This is a genomic window from Streptococcus pantholopis (genome assembly GCF_001642085.1).
In the GTDB taxonomy this organism is placed as follows: Bacteria; Bacillota; Bacilli; order Lactobacillales; family Streptococcaceae; genus Streptococcus; species Streptococcus pantholopis.
The window spans coordinates 1,760,874-1,782,481 of record NZ_CP014699.1; the positions used below are offsets into that span (position 1 = coordinate 1,760,874).

A 21,608-nucleotide genomic window follows, 5' to 3' on the forward strand; every position below is an offset into this window, starting at 1 on the left:
ATTAACCACCCCGCTTTTCAAAAGCATAAAAAGCGATATCAAAGATCAAAACCATCGCCGCACTAAAGACGAGAACCATACCGGCAGTCAGAATAAAAGGAACAAAGAAGGTTACAAGGCTCAAAACCATTAAACTGACTAGCATTAAAAGCAGAGTTAGCGAGGCCGCTTTTGCTAAATTAGCATAAAACCGGTCATCCGGATACTCATCAACTTTCTTAAAAGCAAAATACAAAGCCAGACCAACAAGAACTAATAAAGCAAGCCCTAAGAACAGATGTTTTATCCAAACAGGGTTCGACGCTGGCGAAAGCACCCAAATGCCTTTGACGTAAATCGCCGAGGCTGTCAAGATGGTAACAGTATAAAGCTTTTCAGTTAAACCGAAATAGCGCTTTTGCTGTTCTTTTGTCCCATCCAGCACCCTTAACTTCAGCATGATAAAAAAGCAGACAGTCTGAAGCAGCATAACAGCCAAAAGAGAAAGCGGCTTGATCCATGACGGATGAGACGGAGGCATAATGAACCAAAGGAGAGCCATAGTAGACAGCCAAGGAATAATAAAATAGGTAACGTATTTCATAATAAACATCCTTTCTAATAGCTGGCTTCGACCAACCAAACTGCGCTGCGGTGAGACTGACAGCAAGCAAATAGGCTTAAAAGAAGCACTTGACAGCGGCTGTACAGCCTCTCCTATCAACAGAAAAACTACTGTAAAATTATCCGATGCTTTCATAGGCAACTAAACAAGGCCGGTTTCTTATTTCTGTTATAAATATATCACATTATACAGCCAGTGTCAAGGAAAAAGTTAATTATTTATAACAAAAAAATGAGAACAGCTGGCAAACACATAAGCCCCCTTTTTGAAAGCAGAAAAGCGGGGAAACAACCGGCTTTCGAAATCACGATTGTTTCCCCGCTCTTTTGACAAGTTTGCCTGTACTGACGAGGCCCTATTTAGTCCATTCAGCGACCTTATCCTGATTGTCCGCAATCCAATTTTTGGCTGCTTCAGAAGGGGATGTGCCGTCGCTGATATCCAGCATCACAGACTGCATATCCTCTGAAGTCCAGCTGAAACGATCAATAATCTGATAGGCTTTAGCATTATCGTCTTTCAGCCCCTCTCTGGCAATAGTATGAATATCTTCGGATCCACCGTAAACCCCCTCAGGGTCTTCCAGCATAGTCAAATCATATTTGGCGAAAATCCAGTGCGGAGTCCAGGCTGTAATGACAATATCCTGCTGATTCTTGATGGCTTGCTCCAATGAGGTCACCATTGCACCTGTCGATGAAGGGGTCAGCTTCCAACTGGAAAGATTAGAATAAGTCTCAAGCGCTTTTTCTGTACCGGACATAATTCCTGCTCCAGGCTCAATGCCTACAATCTCAGAGCTGGCTTGGTCCGTTAAGTCAGAAATACTCTTGATATTCATGTAGGCAGGAACAGCTAAACTCAGACTGGTCCCTTTTAAGTTAGCCCCTAGATCATCCAACTGTTCCTTATACTGAGCATACTGCTCTCCATGTGTCGTTGGCAGCCAGGCACTGACAGAAGCATCAACATCGCCTTCTGCAACAGACTTCCACATGACTGTATTATCCAGAGGAACAATCTCAACAGCATAGCCTTCTTCTTTTAGCACTTCTGCCAGCACATTGGTCGAAGCCACTTCTGAGTCCCATTCTACATAAGCCAGTGTCACCTTCTCTTTTTGCTCTCCCTGACTGTTCATGAAAGCTTGTACCGCACCGGTAATCAGAAAAGCAAGCAGCAGCACAGGGGTAATGAATTTCTGCCATCTAGGCTGCTTGGCCTGGCTTCTGTTTGATGTGCTCAGATTTTGCGTGAAGCGGTCAATCACAATAGCTAAAATAACCAAGGCTAAACCGTTGACAAAACCTTCTCCGACTTCTGCCCGCTGCAGAGCCGACAGTACGCCGTTCCCGAGCCCGGGTGCCCCGATCATCGAAGCCGTTACAACCATAGACAGTGACAGCATGATGGTCTGGTTAATCCCTGCCATAATTGTATTTTTAGCAAGAGGAAGCTCAACTTTAAACAGCTTTTGGACATCGGTGCTCCCAAAGGCATCCGAAGCTTCAATCAGCTCTGTCGGTATCTCGCGAATGCCCAGATTCGTGAAACGGACGGTAGGCGGCAAGGCAAAGATAACAGAAGCAAAGACCCCAGGTACCATACCGATGCCAAAGAAAGCAACTGCAGGAATGAGATAAACAAAGGCCGGCATTGTCTGCATGAAGTCCAAAATAGGATTGATTACCCTTTTAGCACCCTCGCTTTTAGCCATCCAAATCCCTAGAGGGACCCCAAGGACAATCGAAATAATACTTGAAAGCAGAACCAAGGTAAAGGTATTGATCATATCTCCCCACAGTTCTTGATTGTAAATGTACAGCAGACCGATAGCTGTTAACACCGTAAAACCCCAGCGGCGTTTTGAGATAATATATGCCAGAACTACAATAATGACCATCAGCAGCCAAGGATTGATAAAGGTCAGCGTATCCGATATAAAATCCATAAGTCCGCTGCCAATGGCTTGAAGAACATTGAAAAAGCCTGAAAAAACATCTGTTATCCAGTCAACAATCCGGTCAACCCAATCGGCAACCGGCAGTTTAGCCAGACCTATACTTACCAAACTTTGTAATAAAATACTCAACTTTCTCTCCCTTCGCCCTTCTATTCCTCTTCAAGACCTTGCTTAGTCAAAGCTTCAATGACTCGGCCCTTAATAATAACACCGACCAGTCTGTCTTTATCAATAACTGCAATCGGCGCAGCCGAATCATAAATCAAAGGCAGGATATCCGTTAAAACAGTGTCTTTGCTAATCGTCCGAATATCAGGATCCACACAATCAGCCAGAGCCGTTTTATTTTTTCTGGCTTCGTAAGCGGCCTCAGCCGTAATGGTTCCAAGGAGTTTCCGTTTGCGGTTAATCGCTAAAAGCATACTGACTTCTTCAGTGTCCATCCGCTTGAGTGCCACATTGGGACCATCAATGTCAACGTTAGTTGTAATCGGCTTAATCATGATGTTCTGTGCGGTCAAAACTTTAGAACGGTCAACATCTTCAACGAATTCACGGACAAAATCATTAGCAGGCTGGGTCAGAAAATCTTCCCCTGTCCCAATCTGTATAATTTCCCCATCTTTCATCAAAGCAATACGGTCCCCCAGACGCAGAGCCTCATTAAGATCATGAGTGATAAAAATAATGGTTTTTTGTACACGGTCCTGCAAGTCGATCAGCTCATCCTGCATTTCTTTACGAATCAGTGGGTCTAAAGCCGAAAAAGCTTCGTCCATCAAGAGGATTTCTGGGTCATTGGCCAAGGCACGTGCCAGTCCAACCCGCTGCTGCATACCGCCCGAAAGCTGATCGGGGTACTGATCTTTAAAAGCAAGCAAATTAGAATTTTCTAAGGCCTGCTCAGCCATCTGCTGCCGCTCCTCCTTAGGCACTCCGCGCAGCTCTAAACCATATTCAGTATTTTCTAAAATCGTTTTATGCGGAAAAAGACCGAAATTTTGGAAAACCATATTGACAGAATGCCGGCGGATTTCCCGAAGCTCTGCAGCATTCATTTTGGCAATATCCTGTCCGTTCAGATAAATATCCCCTGACGAAGGGTCAATCAGGCGGTTCAGCAGACGGACTAATGTTGATTTTCCGCTGCCGGACAGTCCCATAATCACGAAGATTTCCCCTTCTTTAACCGTAAAATTAGCATCATAAACGCCGACTGTACAGCCAGTCTTCTCCAGAATCTCCGTCTTACTTTTTTCTTGCTTAACCATTTCCAGAGCAGCTTTTTGCCTTTTCCCAAAAATCTTAGTTAAGTGTTTAACTTCAAGAATATTTCCCATATTTGTCCTTTCTTAAAATGATGGAAAGTCTGTTTATTATTTTGAAAGAGACATGTTATCAAACTACTGTCTCTAAAAAAAGAAACTGTTGTAGGAATCAACAGAACATTTTTATTTTATCATATGTGGTCACTTTCTGTCAACCGACAGACAGAGAACCCACATCTGTTAAACAAGATGTAAAGCTAACTTTTCTGTTTTTATGATTAAATAAAAACTGCCGCAAACTTGCTTTTTAAACCACACAGATAAGTGCTGACCAGCCAAAAAAGCCGGCCAGCTGCCGACTTCATATAATGGGGCTGAAATTTAATTGTAAAACAAAAATAACAAACCGCTGCTCTATTATCACAAAAGACCGTCAGCTATCCAAATTAAAAACATTCTGCATCCGCGAATAAGACAGTTCATCTCCGATAAAGTAAACAGCGTCCTCTTTCTCTAAAACAGCATAAGGTCCCGGTGAAAGAAGCAGCTCTCCCTGATGTTCAATCGCAATGATGGTGGCTCCGGTAGCCTGCCAGAGATTCAGCTCACCAAGCGGAGTTCCAAAGTGGGCACAGTCCGCATCTAACTGCAGTTCATAGGGCTCAAAAGGGAATTTTTTATTGAGAAATCTGTTTTGTGATATCAAACTATCGACCAGACCCGACAGGTGTTTTAAGTCTTTTTGCTGCTGACTGATTCCTGCACGGATTTCTTTTTTTATTTGACTGAGGGAATTAGTCATTTCATAATTTTTAAGAAATTCCTGAGCCCGCTCTTTGGAAATAATCGTTACTCCGCTGCCATGTTTAACCTCTGCGATATCCAAATCAACCAGAATATTGATGGCTTTGCGCGCCGTCTCCGGAGAAACATTAAAATTGCTGGCCAGTGTGGAACGGGATTTTATTTTCTCCCCAACACGGTACTTCCCAGCCACAATACGTTCAGCTATCCCCACAGCTACTTGTTGGTAGCGGGCCTGAGCTTTATTCGAATGTGTTTGTGCCATTTTACCTCCTTTGCCTTATTTGATTGTTACCTTAATTGTAATGTTATTTTTCTAAATAATCAAGACATCATATTATGCTTTTGACCTAGGAAGCTGAAGCGTTTTAAGCATAGAAAAAAGGAGAACGGCAACCGTCCTCTCTTAATCTTAAGCTTCTCTGCATAAAATCTCCAGCTCCTGCTGTGAACAGGAACAGGCTGAATCAACAAACCTTTGACCTTCCAGACTTGCCTGCCTTTAAAAACAGAACACTGCCTGATTGCCGCCAGTTAATCTTTCTGTTGGTTGCAGAAAGATTAACTGTAAATACAAATCTGACTATAAGCGCTGAACCGCTTTGATAATATGTTCAACAGTAAAACCGTACTCTTCAATCACTTGGGCAGCCGGTGCTGAAGCTCCAAAACTGTCAATTCCCAGCACAGCCCCATCTAAGCCGACATATTTATACCAAGGCTGACTGGCAGCCATTTCGATGGCCAGCCGCCTGCGGACAGCATCAGGTAAAACAGCTTCTTTATATTCAGGACTTTGCTTGTCAAAAAGATTGGTGGCAGGCACTGAAACAACCCGAACCTTTTCTCCTTGTTGGGCCAGTGCTTTGGCAGCCCGGACAGCTAAATTCACTTCCGATCCTGAGGCCAGTAAAATAGTATCAAAATCCGTATCCGATTCATAAACAACATAGGCTCCTTTAGCTACCGCTGCAAAGCTTGACCCTGCCTCAACCTCTAAATTCTGCCGGCTCAAAACAAGGGCTGTCGGCCCGTTTTTAGCAGTCAGGGCATAATGCCAAGCAGCCTGTGTTTCACGCGCATCAGCCGGCCGGAAAACGGTTAGATTTGGCATAGCGCGTAAACCCGCTAAATGTTCGATCGGTTCGTGGGTCGGACCGTCTTCGCCAACAGCAATAGAGTCATGCGTAAAGACATAGGTCACCGGCAGTCCCTGCAAAGCAGACAGCCGCATAGCAGCTTTTAAATAATCCGAAAAGACAAAGAAGGTACCTCCGTAAACACGCAGACCGCCGTGCAGGGCCATACCGTTTAAAACCGCTGCCATGGCAAATTCACGCACCCCAAACTGGATATTGCGCTCAAGCGGATGCTGCGCATCCTGTAGCTGATCTGCTTTGATGTAAGTCATATTGGAATGTGCTAAATCAGCTGATCCGCCAAGAAAATTTGGCAGAACCGCCGCTGCCGCATTGATGGCATCTTGCGAAGAAAGACGGCTGGCTTGCGAGAAACCATTTTCATAAACAGGGAAGTCAGCTTCTTGTATCGTTACCGGATCATCCCCAGCAATGATAGCATCCACTTCCTGTGCCAGTTCCGGATAAGTTTGGCGATAGCCAGTCAGCAGGTCTTCCCAGTCAGCGTAAGCAGCACTGCCGCGCATGGCAACATTTTCTTTAAAGTCAGTATAGACCTCTTCAGGAATATCAAACGGCGCATAAGACCAGCCGAGATTTTCTCTGGCTGCAGCAGCTTCCTCATTTCCCAAGGGCGCACCATGAACAGCATTTGTACCTCCTTTAGTCGGTGCACCAAAACCGATAACTGTCTTTACTTCAATCAAACTCGGTTTAGCGACGCTCTTAGCCTCACTGATAGCCAAATCAATCGCTTCAAGATTATTCCCATCTTCAACAAGACTGGTATGCCAGCCATAAGCTTCATAACGAGCCCGAATATTTTCAGTAAAGGCATCCTTGGTTTCACCATCTAGACAGATAGCATTAGAATCATAAAGAACAATTAATTTATCAAGATTTTGCTTAGCAGCATAGGACGAAGCCTCACTGGCCACTCCTTCCATAAAATCACCATCACCGGCAATGACATAAGTGTAGTGGTCAAAAATAGGATAGCCGTCTTTATTATATTTAGCCGCCAAGAATCGTTCTGCCTGTGCTAAACCAACTGCCATTGACAGCCCCTGTCCCAAGGGTCCTGACGTTGCGTCCACACCAGCAGTATGACCGAATTCAGGATGCCCGGGCGTTTTAGACCCCCACTGACGGAAAGCTTTCAGTTCCGACAGAGGCAGATCTTTAAAACCTGATAAATGCAGCAAGGCGTACAGCAGCATGGAGCCATGGCCGGCTGAAAGAACAAAGCGGTCACGATTCAGCCAGCCCGGCTGATTAGGATTGATGCGCAGATGTTTAGTAAAAAGACTGTAAGCCATAGGTGCAGCCCCCATGACAACACCGGGGTGACCGGACTTCGCCTTTTCAATAGCATCAACCCCCAAAAAACGAATCGCATTAACTGATAAATCTGACATAAACTCCTCCTTTAAACAAGATACAAAGCCCGTATAAAGAGCAAAGCAAAAATAGGAGCCTGACCGCCGAGTCACTAAAGACTCAAGGGAGGGCTGTCTTTTTTGCACAGCTCTTAGGGCGTGTTCAATTAACAAGATACAAAGCCCGTTAAGAACGCAAAGTAAAAATAGGAAAATTGACTAAGAGTCGCTAAGACTCTAGGAAATTTTATCTTTTTTACACAGCGTTTAGGGCGTGTTCAATTAACAAGATACAAAGCCTGTTAAAAGAGCAAAGCAAAAATGGCGGTAAGCCAGAAATCTATGATTTCGTAGGCGCACCCCTGCCAAGACGACTAGGGAGCGGGACAGAACCCCAGACCGTAAAGTTCGATGTCTCGCCCCCGCAAAGCCTAGCAGACATTTTAAAGCTTTGAAAAAGCGACTAAAATGCCGCTAGGCTACTGCGTCTTGCACATAACACTATAGCAAACATTAAGGCCTATTTTTGAAATCGTCCTTCAGACGTTTACGGCTGGCGGTAAGCCAGAAATCTATGATTTCGTAGGCGCACCCCTGCCAGAACGATTAGAAAGGTGCGGTCGCCCGTTAAGGCGACAAATCCTTCAGGCGGCTACGGCTGAAGGTAGTCCGAAATAGCCTGAGACAGATGGTACAGCCTAGAAAAATACCCGCACATCCTGCGACATGCGGATATTAAAACCTTCAGTCAGCTGCAGCCGACTGCTGAAAAAGCCTTATGAAACACGAGGAAAACCTAAAAAGCAGGTTTACAGCAAGGCCTTAAATTGAATATTGGAATCCTCTTCAAAGCAATCATCAAAGCCGCGAGGATGATGGTATTCAATGAGGTTTTTATCCTGAGGATAAGTATACTTACCGCCGACTTCCCAGATAAATGGATGGAATTGATACTGAAGCCGATCTTTACGCATTTTCCAAAGCTGAATAATCTCATCTGTTGAAGCCATGAAGTTAGACCAGATATCATAGTGTACCGGAATAACAACTTTTGCCCGCAGATTCTCAGCCATACGTAAAAGATCAATTGAAGTCATTTTGTCTTGAATACCAACTGGATTGTCACCATAATTGTTAATGGCCACATCAACATCAAAGTCTTTGCCGTGTTTTGCAAAATAATTAGAAAAGTGTGAATCTGCCCCATGGTAAACCGTACCGCCAGGAGTCTCAAAGACATAGTTAACAGCTTTGCGAGCCATTTCTTCGTCTGTAACAGGCAGTCCTGCCAATTCGCCGTTCTGAGCCTCAGCACCTTCTACCGGCAGGGTTACCAGGCAGGTCCGGTCGAAAGATTCAACTGCAGTGATTTTAAGATCTTTTAATTCAATCGTGTCGCCAGGTTTAACAACAATGATGCGTTCTTCAGGAACCCCCCAGTTTTTCCAGATTTTTGCACATTCGTAAGGGCCGACAAATTTGACATGATCAAGTTTAGGATTATTGACAATAGCAGCTGCAGTGTTGATGTCAATATGGTCACTGTGAAAATGCGAAACCAAATAGTAATCTAATTCATTGATAGCAAATGGATCGATGACCATCGGCTGAACACGAAGATTGGGCTGGAGCTTGCGCACTCCGGCCATATTAGCCATCTGGTGGCCGCGAACCATGTCCTTAACTTTCTTTGTATGCTTGCCTCGATTGGACCACAAATCCATGACAACATTTGCTCCTCCGGGGGTTTTGAACCACACGCCGCAGTTCCCCAGCCACCACATCGCTACATTGCCTGCCGGAACCTCTTCTGCTTCAATTTCTTCGTTGAGCCAAGTCCCCCATTCCGGAAAGGTATTTAAAATCCACGACTCTCTGGTAATGTCTTTTACATTTGGCATAATTTTACTCCTCCTGAAAGTTTTACATTTTTCTACACTACTAGTATAGACCCAAAAAGGGGCACAAAAAAGACCAAGTATCACACAAGCATGTGTGCAAAAATGTACTTTATGCACTTAACGGCCTTCATTGTATCAGAAGTCGGGACGGAACTTGACGAGCAGAGGAAATAGACGCAGGCATTCTCGTTTTTTAGATTAGAGCCATCTATCTGTGCTTTATTGGAGGAACTGAGTAATCCAATGTCCGCTATTGGTTGGCCACAATATAGTCGTAGATTTTATCTGGGGCAGATTGGTCAAGCGTTTCGAAAAAATCTTTTCGGGTGAGCAATTTCAGCAACTGGTTCATAGCTAACAGATGAACACTGCTCTTAGGGGCTGAAAGGAGTAAAATGTATTTAACTTTTGTCTGTTCTTTAATCATGTAGGGCTTTTTCAAAACAATCAAACTCATCCCTAAGTGATTACCGCCTGTATCTCTGGCATGCGGCATACAAAACAGATCAGTCAGCTGCATAATCTTTCCGGACTGATAGTCTTCTAAGAGTTTTTTTAAATAAGACTCTTTAATGATTTTATTTCTCAGCAAGGGAGCAGCTGCCAGAATAATCCCTTCTTCATAGCTGGATATTTTAACAATGCTTTGAATAAATTCCAAGCGCAAAATATCTGATAAGTTTGGTTTGTCCGAACCTTTTTCCTTATCTGTATCAATCGCCGGACTCAGTAAATAATCATATAATTCACCTTGGAGCTGCTCAGAATTTTTGATATCGCTGTTTTTACCGATAATAGTCATCAAGTCTGTTACCTTAGGAAAGCGAACCTGACCAATACCAAATCTGCTGTAGACTTTCTTGAGCAGGTGATAGCGTTCTTGCGGTGTCATTGCTGGATTGACAATGAAAATATTTTTGTTGACTTGGTATAAATCAACATTATTTTCTGTTGAAAAAATCAAGTCAACCGAGGAAGTTTCCTGTAAAAAATGATGACTGTCATAAGGGCCGATGAAATAAAAATCCGGAAAAAGAAGCTTGAGCTGCTGGAAGACAAAACTTGAGCTGCCAATACCTTTCTGGCAAATAACAGCCGCAACTTTTTTACCATCTTTTTTAATCCCGTAATCTTCGATAGCGACAATGAAATGCATACTTAAATAAGCTACTTCTTCATCAGGAATTGGGAACTGATAATAGGATTCAATCGCTTTTAAAGAAGAACGGACAAGCTGAAATACATTAGCATACTGCGAACGAATCCGTGCTGAGAAATTATTGAGAATCGGAATTTTATATAACATACGGTAATGAACTGCTCGAAAATGGCTGTACAGATTACTTTTGACTTCTTTAATATTATAAAATTCAATGCCGGATAAAAGTTCAAAACGATTGATAACCTTATTGACCAGATTAAGTATAATAGTCCGGTCAAATGTAGCTTCTGAAATAGATACAGTCGTAAAGGTCAGAATCCATGAGGTCAAAAAGCTAATAGCCTTTGGACCTGGGGTAAGGGCCAGAATTTTTTTGAGCACAGCTGCAGCAATCATAAATTCCTTGGAGGATTTTAAAGAAGTATAGCCCATTGTATCTTGAGGGGCAGTTTTAGCCAGATAAGGTTTGAACAGGGTCAAAGTATAGGTAATTTCAAGCAGCTGCTTATCCGTAAGCGTAAGCCCGTATTTTTCTACGGCACAGTGCCTAAAAATAGCCGTGACAGATGCTAATTCGTTAATCTTTTCATTGTAAAACAAATAATCATAGAAAAAAGTCTGCCAATCCGAGGATAAGTCCTCTAAAATATAAGACATGGCCAAATAACGAATTTGATAGTCATCACCCGATAAATAATAGCCGACAGTTCTGTCATTAGCAATACGGATATGATAAGGTGACAGCTCTTTTTGCAGTTTTTTAATATCTTCCATAACGGTTGATTTACTGACTTTTAATGAAGCGAGAAAGTCGCTGGTTGACAGATAAGCTGTCTCCTTTCGAAAAAGGATAAAATAAATATATTTGCGGCGCTCCTCTGCAGTCAGCAGATAATCATCAAAAAAGTGTCCCTTATTAAAACAGTCAATAAAAAATTCTTTATTCTTAAAAGATAAAATAAGGTTCTGCTGCAGTAAAGACAAAGCTTGCTGATGATGGTCCTTTAAAAAATCGTTAATATAATCCAGTGCATAAAGAACCTGTTTTTTTGATAGACCTGTTCTTGCCATCAGCTTGGTTAGGCTGATTTCTTCTTCACTGATAAGAATATTAATGATTTGGATTGATTTTTTATCTAACATGGCCTTCTCCATTAGATCATCCTGCAGCAGTACGGCTATGAACGCTTAATATATCGTTTAACAGCCTGCCGCAACAGACGGGCATGTTCCTCAATTGCTTGAGCGCTCCCGCTGGTCAGCAAAGAGCCGATTCCCATACAGTCCACTCCGGCCTCCAACCAAGCATCTACGTTTTCTAAAGTAACCCCGCCAGAAGAGAGAAGCGGAATAAAGGGAAGAGGGGTTTTCAAGGCGGCAACCAGTTCCGGCCCCCAAAATGATGAGGTTGGAAAGGCTTTAATCATTGCCGCACCGGCTTCCAAGGCTGTAACAGCTTCTGTTACAGTCGTGCAGCCGGGCATATAGGCGATTTGATAGCGGTTGCAGATTTTCGCTACTTCTTCTTTGAAAGTAGGAGCAATGATAAACTGCGCCCCTCTCATAATCGCTTCCCAAGCTGTTTCGCTGTCCAGAACCGTTCCGGCACCTATTAGTAGTTCTTCTCCATGCTCTTTGTACAGTTCTTCAATCAAATGACCGGCATTAAAATGAGTGTAACTGATTTCCAGACAGCTGACGCCGCCGGCTAAACAGGCGGCTGCAATCTCTTTAGCCCTCTCTAGTCTTTGTGTACGGACAATAGCCATAATTTTACCGCTATCGATTTTATTCAATACAGCTAATTTTTTCATGTTACTACCTCGTAAATCCTTCATATTCCTGATAAGCTGCTAACACCTGATTTATCGTGTCTTTTTGGTGGTCAGTCAGGCGGCTGCGTACAGGGGCCAGTGGCTGGCCGACAGGAATGCCGATTTGATTGAGTGAAAATTTCAAAACAGCTGGCACAGTAGCCAATTTAAGAACTTTACGAAAGGCTTCGATACTGTTTTGAAGTTCCTGAGCTTCTGCCTGACACCCTGCTACAAAGGACTGATAAATCCCTGCGTCTGTTTTAGTTAAAAGATTGGATGTTGCTGCAACTGCTCCCTTGGCTCCTAGTTTTAAGGCTGCTAAAATCTTCGAATCCGACCCTACAAGTACTGAGAAGTCTTCATGATCCGTCAGCTCAATATAACGTTTAAGCTGTTTAAGATCGCCGCTGCTGTCCTTTACAGCGATAATATTAGGGATTTTAGCCAAACGCCCTACTGTTTCTGCTTCTAAATTATTACCGCTGTTTTTCGGTATATTATACAAAATAATCGGCAAATCAACAGCTTGAGCAATAGCTTTATAATGCTCATATAGCTCCTCTTGTGTCAATGAGAGAAAATACGGAGCGATAACAGAAACAGCAGCAACCCCTGCATCTGCCATACGCCTGCTTAAATCAATAACTTCCCTAGTTGTGACAGCTCCCGTCCCGGCATAAACCGGCAGCCGGCCTGCTGTTTTTTCGACAACTAGCTTAGCGTAAGCCAGTTTCTCATCCGGACTTAAGCCATAAAACTCACCGTTGGTTCCAAGAATAAATAATCCCTGTACACCGCCTGCCACTAATTTTTCAATTAATTTTTCAATTCCTTCATCAGAAAAACTGCCATCAGCAGCAAATGGTGTGACCATAGCCGTTATGATACCATCAATAGTCACTTTTTTATTCCCTTTCTAGCGATTCGCCTAAAGCTCCGCCCGGATGCCAGAGATGGTACTGTTTCAAATTAAGTCTGTTTTTTTCCTGTAAAACAATCGATAAGGCTTGTAAAATCAAGATTTCGACAACAACTGATGCTCTGGGGGGCTTATTAAAAGAGTCTCCTTCTTGCTCTACACCGGCAAATAGGGTCAAATCTGTATTTTCAGCCAGCCAGGAAGAGGCTCCGCCTGTAACAGCAATAAGGGTCACTCCCAGTTTTTTCAAAGCTTCGACTGTTCTCTGTAGCTCTTGTGTCTCTCCGCTGTTTGAGACAGCGATTACAATATCTCCGCTCATAACCTGTCCGGCAGAACCATGGAGTGCTTCTGTCGCATCTAAAAAATAACTGGGGGTACCTGTTGACGAAAATAGAGCCGCAGTATAATGTGAAACATGACTGGGTTTGCCGATTCCTGTAATATGGACACGACCGCCCTGCTGTTTAGCATTTAGGATAAGATCGGCAGCCTGATAAATTTTGGACTTATCTAATTGCGCCATAAACTGGCTGACTTCGGTTGCCAGTGTTTCAGTAAAATAGTTTAATTGTTTTTCTGCTATGTCGTTTGCCATAACTCCCTCCTATTATTCTGCTGGGGCTATTAAAATATTTGCTTTCTGATTTTCAATAGTTTAACGGCCTATCACCTTTAAAACAAAGTCCAGCAGGTTTCCAACGATATTATAGTCAATATTAGGAAATGTAGAGCCCTCAATTCCTAATGAACCGTAAAGCGGGTAGAGAAGAACCGGCAAAAAGGCTAATAGGAGGCCCTGAATAAAAGAACCTGCCAAGGCTCCCCGCCAGCCGCCAGTAGCATTGCCAAATACCGCAGCTGTTCCGCCGGAAAAAAAGCAAATATGCGCTGCCGGAATAATGATAACCGGAAATTTGAATACAACCATGACAAAGACAGCAATTAAGCCGGCTATGTATGAAGAAATAAAGCCGATAATAACAGCTGTCGGTGCAAAAGGAAAGACTGTCGGAACATCCAAAGCCGGCCGGGAATTGGGAATAAATTTTTCTGAAATAGAGACGAAAGCTGCCGTAATTTCTGCCAAGAACATTCTAACTCCTGTCATCAAAATAGACATACCGGCAGTGAAGGTAAAGGCCTGAACAAATGGGAAGACCAGCCAATGGGTATCACCGGCTAATTCCTGTGTTGCTGCCGGTCCCGCTTTTAAGGCCGACAGATAGAAAAGCAGCAGCATAATGACAGCCACACCCATCAGGAAATCTCGGAAGATGGATAACCAGCCAGGAAAATTAAAACCTTCCGTTGTCTCCTGTTCATGCTTTTTAAAAAGTTTACCGATATAGCCTGAAGCAGCATAGCCAATCATATTAAAATGTCCGATTGCGGTAGCATCGCTGCCAGTAATCTTTCTCATAAAAGGTTGACATAGCTGCGGTAAGGCTGCTGAACAGAAACCCAGAATCAGGCCGCCACTGATAATGGCTGTAACATCACTGACCCCGTGAGCTTTTAATACAAGTGATAATACACAAGCAAAGAACAGACTGTGGCCGGTTGTAAAGAAAATATTTTTAAAAGGTGTTAATCTGGCGACAACCAAATTCATCACAAAGCCCAAAATAAGTGTACAGCTTGTAACAAAAGCAAATTCGCTCTGTGCAAGAGCAGTCGCTGCCTCTGGCGAAGCAACAACTCCTACCAGATGAAACCCCTTCTGAAAAAGTGTGTTAAAGTTTTGAAGGGCTGCAGTCATGATAGAACCGCCAGAACTAAAGACAACAAAACCAATAACCGTTTTAAATGTTCCAGTTAAAACGTCCGGACCGCTTTTTTTCTGAGCCAAAAGACCGACCATAGCAACTAAACCCAGCAAAATAGCCGGTGTACTTAAAAAACTAATAATAAAATCCATTTTTCCCCCTCACACAAAGATACAAAGCCCGTTAAAAGAGCAAAGCAAAAATGACGGTAAGTCCGAAATCTTTGATTTCGCAGACGCACCCCTGCCAAGACGGCTAGAAGGGTGCGGTCGGCCGCTAGGACGATAAAGCCTTCAGACGGCTACGGCTAGCGGTAACTAGGTAACGATACAGATTTCCAGTCCCCTCACTCTCCCGTTTCTAGGTTCGGGCTGAAATCATCCACTGGATGATTTCACTGCACAGCTCTTAGGGCGTGTTCAGTTCCACAAAGATACAAAGCCCGTTAAGAACGCAAAAGGAAAATAGGGGACTGACTGACGAATCGCTAGATTCTAAGTCAGGACATCTTTTTCCCGCAGCGTTTAGGGCGTGTTCAGTTCCACAAAGATACAAAGCCCGTTAAGAACGCAAAAGGAAAATAGGGGACTGACTGACGAATCGCTAGATTCTAAGTCAGGACATCTTTTTCCCGCAGCGTTTAGGGCGTGTTCAGTTCCACAAAGATACAAAGACCGTTGCCAAGCATAAAGAGGCTTGCCGATAATTCTAAGAGTTAGTGCAGCTAAAAGTAACCTTGCTCATAACTGACTTATCCCCGCATCAGGCTGTCTCTTTTTGCTGAAGCTTGAAGCTGGCTAATTTAAAACATTTTCCAGCTGTCTTTTAATTTCTTCTTTGTCCACAACACTGTTGATGCCAATAATTTTCTGGGGGATATGCCTTTCAGCCAGCTCATCAGCCACATCTGTCAATGTAATAACAATGTCTCCGTTAAAGCCCGGCAAAGCATCTAAAGATGCATGCTCTACCTCCAGAGGGAGCTTATGCTCCCGTATAACTTCCTCAACTTTAATTTTTAACATCAGACTAGAACCTACTCCTGCACGACAGGCTACAAGTGCTTTAACCATAACTGCTGCCTCCTTCATATTTTTTTAATAATGATAGAAAATCCTCTTTTGTTGCTACTGACGCTAGCTGTCTTACAAATGCTTCACGGCTTAATAAATCGGCTAATCCCGATAATAATTCAAGGTGAGAGTGGTTAGCCGCAGCACTTAAAGGAAAAAGATATTTCACAGGATCGTTTGTCTTATGTCCAGAAAAAACAGGCCGCTTCAGTTTCGTAAAACCCAGAGCTGTTTTTAAAGCGCCGCTGCCTTCCGGTGCATGCGGCAGGGCAATATGTCTGGTAATCACAATATAGGGTCCGCTTTCATGAAAAATACCAACAATCCGTTCAGCATAAGCACTCGTTACAAAACCATTTTCTGCCAAAGGCTTTACCGATAATCTGATTGCGTCCGAAAAATCTTGTGCCACAACATCCATTAAAATTAAACGGCTATCTATAGCTTCCGATAACATAATGCCGCTTATCCTCCTTTCTTCATGACAATAGTAACAAAAAAATAAGGGCTTTTTAAGCCCTGTTTTGGTCCGAGTTTTGGCCTGCTGCCAGCTAAAAATCGGACTCTTAGTTTTAAATAAAAATAAGAATAGTCTGTTTTTTTATTTTATGCAAATATCAAATTGAAAGCTCACAAGTTATAGCTTTACAGCATTAAAAAAACTGGGACAGTCCTCAGTGCTTATTGCAGAGGTCTGTCCCAGTCTCTCTTATCTATGGCATCTTTTCATTCCAAATCAGTTAGTGAAGCCAGCTCCTCACCTACTATTTTTTCAATTTGGGCTTTTAAAGCATAGCGGTCTTTAGCATTAGAAATATAGCCCTGTAGGCATTTTTCCAATTTTTGGCTGAACAGTGATTCCGTTTGGCTGCCTTGATTTTTAACAAAACGCTTTAGCTTAATAATGTCATCATCATTCATAATCGGGTTCACGACAATCCAAGGAATACGGCTGTCTAAGGCATCGCTGGTTGAAATCACTAAATCAGCTTCTATAATATCGTTGACACTGTGAAACTGTTCCGAAGTCAAAACAGCATCAATTTGGCAGTTATGCAAATGCGTCCGGCACTGGCTCAGAAGGAGCTTTTGCACTCCGATTCCTTCATCACATACCAGAACCGCTTTCTTTTGGTATGAAACTGTGTCTTGCTTTTTCTGCAGTTCCCCGCCTAAATGAATAGTAAGGTAAGCTGTATCATCATCGGTCATACGAATCAGCCAGGCTTCTTCTAAAAGGGGAACACAGGACTTGGTCATAGCAAATAAATCACCATATTTCTCTTTGATATGCTTGGTCAGAGGATTAACCGACAAAACTCCGTACGTTTTCCGATAAAGCATAGCTTTACAGTGGGTCAGAAGCTGATTCAGCAGATAATCATGATGTTTAAAGCTAAGACCGTAGCGCATCTGAATCTCTTTAAGAAATGCTTCTAAAGTAGCACGCATCTCATCATAGTCACGGCTTTCCAAGTGACTGTCACGGTCTTTGCGAAAAGAGAGTAAAAGCATAGCAATCAGGCTGATTTCAACATCATCCAGCTGCAAAGCAAAAGAAGAAGACAGACCATCAGCAATTTCGCGCGCCAGCTGATATTCTTTTCGCTGCCAAGTCATACTGAAGTCCCTTTTAACCGCTTCTTTTTCAGCTTCTGTCAGATCAATACTGCGGTAGCTCAGCAGCAGGTAAGGCAAAACCTGAACCATAAATTGGCTGTCTTGAGCATTAAGGGTTTTCCCCAGACTTTTTTGAGCAGATGCCAGCCGCTGCTGCAGATAAACCGTCACTTCATCGGAAAAATAGCTGTTGAAACCAGTTAAATCAATAATTTTCTCCCTGATAATATCAACAAAATTTTTATTTCCCTCAGTATAGATTGTATAAAGCAAACGGTATAAAAACTGAATTTTGGACAAAGGGTGGCATTTTAAATAATAGCCACTGGACTTAGTAACCTGCAGCTGAATATCATATTCATCGGTCATCAGCTTACGCCGAATATCATTAAGGTCATTAAGAATCGTATTGCGGGAAACAGCATTCAGCTGCATCAGCTGGTCAATGGTAACTCGATCCTTTGAAACAGCAATATAGGTTAAGGTCAGCTGAATGCGCTCTTCTACACTCATAACATAGCTGTAATCATCAAGCTGTTCCAAAAGCTCTTGACAGACAGTCTTCTGTTCTTCATTTAAAACAATACCGACCCGCGGATAACTGACTATTTTCTCCATACCTGCCGGCAAAGCTGCATTAATTTTCTCTAAATGGTAATAAATTTTACGTCTGGACTGATTGAGCTTCTTTGAAATAGCCATAACCGTTTCAGGCTCATCAAGGCTCAGTAAATACGACAAGAGGGCATAACTCTTTTTATCTAATATAATCATCGATTCCCAACAAGATACAAAGCCCGTTAAAAGAGCAAAGCAAAAATGACGGTAAGTCCGAAATCTTTGATTTCGCAGACGCACCCCTGCCAAGACGGCTAGAAGGGTGCGGGCGTCCGCTAGGACGATAAAGCCTTCAGACGGCTACGGCTAGCTAACTTGAAATCAATTCTAAACTTAGCCATATCTTTTTTGCACAGCTCTTAGGGCGTGTTCAATTAACAAGATACAAAGGGCGTAAAAAACGCAAAAGGAAAATAGGGGACTGACTGACGAATCGCTAGATTCTAAGGCAGGACATCTTTTTCCCGCAGCGTTTAGCCCGTGTTCAATTCAACAAGATACAAAGCCCGTTAAAAGAGCAAAGCAAAAATAGGAAAATTGACGAAGAGTCCCTAAGACTCTAGGAGATTTTATCTTTTTTGCACAGCTCTTAGGGCGTGTTCAATTAACAAGATACAAAGGGCGTTCAAGCTCACAGCAAAAATGACGGTAAGTCCGAAATCTCTGATTTCGCAGACGCACCTCTGCCAAGACGGCTAGAAAGGTGCGGGCGTCCGCTAGGACGACAAAGCCTTCAGACGGCTACGGCTAGCTAACTTGAAAGCAATTCTAAACTTAACTATATCTTTTTTGCAAAGAGCTTAGCCCGTGTTCAATTCCAACAAGATACAAAGGGCGTTTAAAACGGTAGGACCGCGGCCTTATGCTTATCTATTAAATAGTATAATATAAAAATGCCATTTTTTGCCAATTTCTAGCTGAATGATTGTTTTTCTTCATCTTTTACGGCAAGAAAACTTCCAAACAGCTGCAAATTTTCAGAAAGACTTTTGCTGTCTTTTCTTCTTTACAGCTCTTTAGGACCGCGAATGGTTATAGCAAGGTTTGAATGCCAAATCGCTATTAAGACAGTAAGGAGGCTGGGACAAGAGTCCTAACCTCTTTTTTATTCTTCCATATTTTCTTCGGCCGCTTTTAATTCAGCCCTTGATGGTCCTGTTCAGACTGACGGAGCTTATCCAATCAGAAGAAGAGCAGCAAGCTTTCTTTTGTTGATCGTCTTTGCTGCTAGTCTGCATTTTTTTGTCCATAATAAGCATTAGGACCGTGTTTGCGCAGGTAGTGTTTATCTAAGATATACTGAGGTGCAGGCTGCACTTGAGGATTGATCTGCTCTGTCAGCCGATTCATCCGTGCTACCTCTTCTAAGACAACACTGTGGTAAACAGCCTGAGCCGGATCTTTCCCCCAGACAAAAGGACCGTGATTGCGGACGACAATTCCAGGAACAGCCACCGGATCAAGACCGCGCTCTTTAAAGGTTTCAATAATAACAGTCCCTGTCTCTTTTTCGTAGGCTGTATTAACTTCGTCAGGTGTCAGCGAACGGGCGCAGGGAATCGGGCCATAGAAATAATCAGCATGAGTTGTGCCATAAAAGGGGATATCCCGGCCGGCCTGAGCCCAGCCAACAGCTTCTGTCGAATGGGTATGAACGATACCGCCGATTTCTGCAAATGCTTTATAAAGCTGAACATGCGTCGGCAGGTCGGACGATGGATTGAGATCGCCTTCAATCACATTTCCGTCAAGGTCTGTCACAACCATGTTATCCGGCGTCAGTTTTTCATAATCAACGCCGGAAGGCTTGATGACAATCCGGCCGCCTTCTCGGTCAACCTCCGAAACATTCCCCCAAGTAAATTTTACTAAACCGTGGGCAGGCAAAGCAATATTCGCTTCATAAACGCGCTGCCGCATATCCTTTAATGATTTAACCATTTATTTTAACCCCGCTTCTTCAATTAAAGGGTAGAGAAAATCCTGAGCTGCTTTAATCGCTTTTTCTGTCTCCTCTACTGTCTCGCAATTTTCAGACCACATCTCCAGTAAAAACGGCCCTTGATAATTGGTTTCTTTCAAAACAGCAAACATCCCCGGCCAGTCAACGCAGCCATCGCCAAAAGCAACATCACGGAACTGCCCCTTACTTTGATGCGTAACCGCATAAGTGTCTTTTAGGTGCAGGGCGGCAATAGAGGTGTGCCCAAGGAAGAATTCACTGTAAATGTCGTTATGCCAGGCTGAAAGATTGCCCGTGTCCGGATAAACAAAGAGATAAGGAGAATCAACTGCCTTTTCGACTGCTAAATATTTTTCAATAGAGTTAATAAAAGGATCATCCATAATCTCGATGGCCAGAATGACTTGAGCCGCCTCGGCCCAGTCACAGGCTTTCCTCAGGTTCTTAAGGAAACGGGCCCGTGTTTGTGCCGATTTTTTCTCATAATAAACATCATAACCAGCCAGCTGGATAACCCGAACCCCCAGGTCCTGAGCCAGCTCAATACATTTCCGCATGGTCTCCAAAGACTGGGCTTCAATTTCAGGACTGTTAGAACCCAAAGGATAACGGCGATGACCTGAAAAACAGATGCTGGGTATCCGGATACCCGTCTCATAAACAGCTTTGACCAGATCAAGCCGTTCTTCTTTGCTCCAGTCCAATCTGGCTAAGCGGTCATCGCTTTCATCAATGGACATTTCAACAAAATCAAAGCCTAATTTTTTAGCAAATTCAAGACGTTCCCTCCAAGAAAAGGTCTTGGGTGTCGCTTTCTCATAAATTCCGATAGGACGAGCCATGCAGTCACCCCCAAATCCGTTTAATTTCTTCTTTAAACGCCCGGGCTGCAGCTGCCGGATCATCGGCTTCTGTAATGCCTCGGCCGGCGATGAACGTAAAGACATCAACGCCTTCAAAAAGTTTCAGTGTGTCAACTGACAAACCGCCGGTTACTGACACACGAAAGCCCATGTCAATAAGTTTCTTTACTTTATTAAGATCCTTTTCTCCCCAAGTTTCACCGGCCAGCAGCGCATCGCGCGATTGATGGTAGATGGCCTGAGAGATTCCGGCATCCAGCCATTGCTGCGCTTGCTCATAAGTCCAGTCCCCATACAGTTCGATTTGGATTTCTCCGCGTTCGCCGCGCACTGCTTCGATAGCCTTGCGAGCCGCCTCCATAGTTGGAATAGTCGCACTGCAGATGCAGGTCATCCAGTCAGCTCCGCGCTCAGCATTATTCTTGGCTACTGTCCCCCCGGCATCTGCACATTTCGTGTCGGCAACAAGCCATTTATCTGGAAAAAGACTGCGCAGTACTTCTACTAATTCGCTGCCGACTTGCAGCAGACAAACTGTGCCGGCTTCAATAATATCGACTTCCTGTCCTACAGATACAGCGGCCTTAATAGCCCCCTGAAGGTCGGAGTGGTCCAGAGCAACTTGTAAATGTGGAAGTGTTTTTGTCATATCTCATCATCCTTTCATTTGTATGCAGTATTATGCAGCAAAGACGGTATCAGTCAGCCGTCTGCTGTTTTGAAAACGGCAAATCATCTTGTCTTAT

17 protein-coding genes are annotated in these 21,608 nt (G+C 43.4%); all 17 read right to left on the reverse strand.

The window, feature by feature from the left end; all coding sequences use genetic code 11:
- Window position 1 precedes the first annotated feature (1 nt).
- A complete protein-coding gene (locus A0O21_RS08160; RefSeq protein ID WP_067065248.1) occupies window positions 2-583 on the reverse strand; it encodes a hypothetical protein in 582 nt (193 codons plus the stop codon).
- A gap of 376 nt (window positions 584-959) precedes the next feature.
- Window positions 960-2,696 carry an ABC transporter permease/substrate binding protein gene (locus A0O21_RS08165; protein WP_067064088.1) on the reverse strand — a complete coding sequence of 579 codons (1,737 nt, stop codon included), beginning with the start codon at window positions 2,694-2,696 and terminating at the stop codon, window positions 960-962.
- Between the two features lie 20 nt (window positions 2,697-2,716).
- The gene (locus tag A0O21_RS08170; protein WP_067064090.1) at window positions 2,717-3,907 is read right to left on the reverse strand and encodes a quaternary amine ABC transporter ATP-binding protein; all 1,191 of its coding nucleotides are present in this window, start codon (window positions 3,905-3,907) and stop codon (window positions 2,717-2,719) included.
- Between the two features lie 361 nt (window positions 3,908-4,268).
- Window positions 4,269-4,904, reverse strand: coding sequence for a GntR family transcriptional regulator (locus A0O21_RS08175; protein ID WP_067064093.1), 636 nt, complete (start codon window positions 4,902-4,904; stop codon window positions 4,269-4,271).
- A 318-nt stretch (window positions 4,905-5,222) separates the two neighbouring features.
- Window positions 5,223-7,196 carry a transketolase gene (tkt, locus tag A0O21_RS08180; RefSeq protein ID WP_067064095.1) on the reverse strand — a complete coding sequence of 658 codons (1,974 nt, stop codon included), beginning with the start codon at window positions 7,194-7,196 and terminating at the stop codon, window positions 5,223-5,225.
- Between the two features lie 770 nt (window positions 7,197-7,966).
- On the reverse strand, window positions 7,967-9,058 hold the full coding sequence (ulaG, locus tag A0O21_RS08185) for an L-ascorbate 6-phosphate lactonase (protein WP_067064097.1): 1,092 nt from the start codon (window positions 9,056-9,058) through the stop codon (window positions 7,967-7,969).
- Window positions 9,059-9,308: 250 nt separating this feature from the next.
- Entirely contained in the window at window positions 9,309-11,363 is a 2,055-nt protein-coding gene (locus tag A0O21_RS08190; protein ID WP_067064100.1) for a BglG family transcription antiterminator, read from the reverse strand.
- A gap of 35 nt (window positions 11,364-11,398) precedes the next feature.
- Window positions 11,399-12,034 carry a beta/alpha barrel domain-containing protein gene (locus A0O21_RS08195; protein ID WP_067064102.1) on the reverse strand — a complete coding sequence of 212 codons (636 nt, stop codon included), beginning with the start codon at window positions 12,032-12,034 and terminating at the stop codon, window positions 11,399-11,401.
- Window positions 12,035-12,038: 4 nt separating this feature from the next.
- Window positions 12,039-12,938: a 4-hydroxy-tetrahydrodipicolinate synthase gene (gene dapA / locus A0O21_RS08200; protein WP_067064104.1), complete on the reverse strand. Its 900-nt coding sequence runs from the start codon at window positions 12,936-12,938 to the stop codon at window positions 12,039-12,041.
- A 4-nt stretch (window positions 12,939-12,942) separates the two neighbouring features.
- Window positions 12,943-13,554: an SIS domain-containing protein gene (locus A0O21_RS08205; protein ID WP_067064106.1), complete on the reverse strand. Its 612-nt coding sequence runs from the start codon at window positions 13,552-13,554 to the stop codon at window positions 12,943-12,945.
- Window positions 13,555-13,614: 60 nt separating this feature from the next.
- Window positions 13,615-14,877, reverse strand: a complete 1,263-nt coding sequence (locus A0O21_RS08210; protein WP_067064108.1) for a PTS ascorbate transporter subunit IIC — start codon at window positions 14,875-14,877, stop codon at window positions 13,615-13,617.
- A gap of 645 nt (window positions 14,878-15,522) precedes the next feature.
- Window positions 15,523-15,798, reverse strand: coding sequence for a PTS sugar transporter subunit IIB (locus A0O21_RS08215; protein ID WP_067064110.1), 276 nt, complete (start codon window positions 15,796-15,798; stop codon window positions 15,523-15,525).
- Window positions 15,791-16,255, reverse strand: coding sequence for a PTS sugar transporter subunit IIA (locus tag A0O21_RS08220; protein ID WP_067064112.1), 465 nt, complete (start codon window positions 16,253-16,255; stop codon window positions 15,791-15,793). Before A0O21_RS08220 ends, A0O21_RS08215 begins: the two co-directional genes overlap by 8 nt.
- Before the next feature lie 269 nt (window positions 16,256-16,524).
- Window positions 16,525-18,192 (reverse strand): BglG family transcription antiterminator, encoded by a 1,668-nt coding sequence (locus A0O21_RS08225; RefSeq protein WP_067064114.1) that lies wholly within the window; start codon window positions 18,190-18,192, stop codon window positions 16,525-16,527.
- 1,071 nt (window positions 18,193-19,263) lie between these two features.
- Window positions 19,264-19,977, reverse strand: coding sequence for an L-ribulose-5-phosphate 4-epimerase (locus A0O21_RS08230; protein ID WP_067064116.1), 714 nt, complete (start codon window positions 19,975-19,977; stop codon window positions 19,264-19,266).
- Window positions 19,978-20,841, reverse strand: coding sequence for an L-ribulose-5-phosphate 3-epimerase (locus tag A0O21_RS08235; RefSeq protein ID WP_067064118.1), 864 nt, complete (start codon window positions 20,839-20,841; stop codon window positions 19,978-19,980).
- 4 nt (window positions 20,842-20,845) lie between these two features.
- On the reverse strand, window positions 20,846-21,511 hold the full coding sequence (locus tag A0O21_RS08240) for a 3-keto-L-gulonate-6-phosphate decarboxylase UlaD (RefSeq protein WP_067064121.1): 666 nt from the start codon (window positions 21,509-21,511) through the stop codon (window positions 20,846-20,848).
- Between the last annotated feature and the right edge of the window lie 97 nt (window positions 21,512-21,608).